The sequence below is a fragment of the Planktotalea sp. genome, assembly GCF_049680325.1.
Taxonomy (GTDB): domain Bacteria; phylum Pseudomonadota; class Alphaproteobacteria; order Rhodobacterales; family Rhodobacteraceae; genus Planktotalea.
This window is the reverse complement of record NZ_JBAUHO010000118.1, coordinates 1-2,337: the sequence shown is the minus strand read 5'-3', so window position 1 is coordinate 2,337 and position 2,337 is coordinate 1. Positions and strand designations below refer to the sequence as shown.

Annotated in this window: 3 protein-coding genes; all 3 read left to right on the top strand. The window is 51.9% G+C overall.

What is annotated here, in order from left to right:
* Window positions 1-494: AAA family ATPase (locus tag WBC85_RS05105; protein ID WP_424433632.1), on the top strand; the 494-nt coding region annotated here is incomplete at its 5' end.
* Window positions 494-1,468 (top strand): plasmid partitioning protein RepB, encoded by a 975-nt coding sequence (repB, locus tag WBC85_RS05100; protein WP_424433630.1) that lies wholly within the window; start codon window positions 494-496, stop codon window positions 1,466-1,468. The genes WBC85_RS05105 and repB, both read left to right, overlap by 1 nt.
* Before the next feature lie 232 nt (window positions 1,469-1,700).
* The coding region (locus WBC85_RS05095; RefSeq protein WP_424433628.1) for a helix-turn-helix domain-containing protein at window positions 1,701-2,337 on the top strand (637 nt) is incomplete at its 3' end.

Sequence of the window (2,337 nt, the reverse complement as noted above, 5' to 3'; positions counted from 1 at the left end):
CTCTCGACGAGGTCGAAGCAGACTACGATCTCGTCATCATTGATTGCCCGCCTCAACTTGGCTTCACAACAATGACAGCTTTGTTGGCTTCTACCGGCCTTCTAATCACGGTTGTTCCCAGCATGTTGGATGTTGCATCAATGGCGCAATTCCTTGAAATGGCTGGAGAAACTGTCCAAACTCTCGAAGAGGCGGCGGGGCCCATCGACTGGAATTTCCTTAAGTTCTTGATCGCTCGATATGAACCAACCGACGTACCACAGTCACAAATGGCGGGTTTCTTGAGGTCTATTCTCTTGGATCAAGTGTTGACCACCCCGATGCTCAAATCGACAGCGATCTCAGACGCTGGGATGACGCAGCAAACCATCTATGAGCTGGATCCCTCGCAAGTCGTAAAGAAGACACTAACACGCATATTAGAGTCTGTTAATGGCGTCGCGGATGAGTTCGAAAAGACGATCCAGCAAGCTTGGGGAAGGAAAACTGACTAATGGCCCGTAGAAACCTATTCCAGCCCCCTCCCCCACCCGATGCGGCCGGCACTGCGGCACCAGCCGGAGAACAAAAGGCACGATTCCCGAATACCGGCGCAATGAGCGGCGTTAAATCCACTTTGAAGGATGTCGCGAGCAACGCGGTAAGAGAAATCTCCGTTGATGTCATTGAAGAGAACGGCCCCAAGGACCGTCTCTCTTTCACCGATGCTGATGTTGTGACGCTAGCTGAGAGCATTAAGTCACACGGCCAACAAGTACCAATTATGGTGCGCCCCATCGCGGACAAACCCGGACACTACAAGATTGTTTATGGTCGCCGCAGATTGCGGGCCTTGCGATCGCTCGGCATCCCCGCGAAAGCACTTGTCAGGTCTCTTTCTGATGAAGAGGCTATTCTTGCCCAGGGACAAGAGAACACTCAACGCTTGGATCCCAGCTTCATTGAAAAGGCGCTTTTCGCCACCGAGCTGGCTACAAGTGGCTACGAGCAAGCAATCATTCTGGATGCCCTCGCTGTGGACAAGCCAATGCTTTCGCGCATGACCAAAGTTGCACGGTCTATTCCTAAGTCAGTCATCGAGAAGATCGGCTCCGCGCATGGCATTGGACGCAGACGTTGGGAAGAGTTGGCAGACCAGTCGCGCAGCGATAGCGTCGATCTTGAACAGGTCACCGCAACGCTTCAGTTCAATGCTGCCAAGAGCTCCGACGACCGCTTTGGCTTGGTCAGTGATGCCATTACTCAGGCGCTGAAATCTAAAGCCCCAGACAAACCAGCTGCCCCCCCTACCCTCTCCATCAAACTTAGTGATGGGACGGCTTTAGCCGAGGTAAAAGAAACGGCACGTGCTTTGACATTTAAGCTGTCAAAGTCTGATGCCCCAGAATTTGCCCAGTGGATGCGTAAAAACGCAGAAGCTGAGCTTACGCGCCTCTATGAGGCGTGGCAGTCAGAGCAAAAGCTCTGACTGACGTCGACCGAGCAGTAAAACTTAAAAAAGGAGCACGACCAACAACCCAAAAAAGAAAGAGCCCCCCAAGGTTTCCCTAGGAGAGCCCAATCTGTTCTTTGCACTTTCAGATTTACCAGCTTCTCCGCGCCAGTCAACAACAACCGATTCGGTTGACGAAGATTTGCGGCCTTTTTTCTGATTTTCAGAGATATTGGTGCCTTTCACATCAGGTTGTCGTGAAAAAAACATGGCATTTACACAAGCATCTGCACCCACCGGGCTGCGGACCAGTGAAATATTGTCCGCGGACAATTCCATTCCAGAGCGTCACATCGTCGTAGCAACGCTCCGCAACGCAGCGCCTCGTCTTGGTCTCAGCGCACCCGTGATATCGACCTTAGATGCGATGCTTTCGTGCCTGGCGCCAAAGCGCAATCACCACACAGTGTTTGCATCGAATGCAACACTCACATTTCGACGCAACGGCATTTCAGACAGAACAATCAGACGTCACGCGGCAACGTTGCAGGATATTGGCCTACTGGTGCGTCGTGACAGCCCAAATCGAAAGCGCTTCACAAAGCACAACAGACACGAGGGCAAGGCCCTTCGGTTTGGCTTCGACCTCACACCACTCTTTGATCGCTTACATGAGATTGCTTCAATGGCAGCTGAGGTCATGAAGGAACGGGAGCAAATTGACTATCTGCGCGCCAAAATTCGCGCAGCGGCCAATACAAGTTTGACCGACAACCCAAACGATGAGATCGCCCTGGGCATCTTTCGTGTCCTACGTCGGAAATTGTCGCTCAAAGACTGTGAACAAATCCTCTCAAACCTCCCAATCTCAGTAGTTGATGCCGAGTCAGTAGATGATGAAAGTC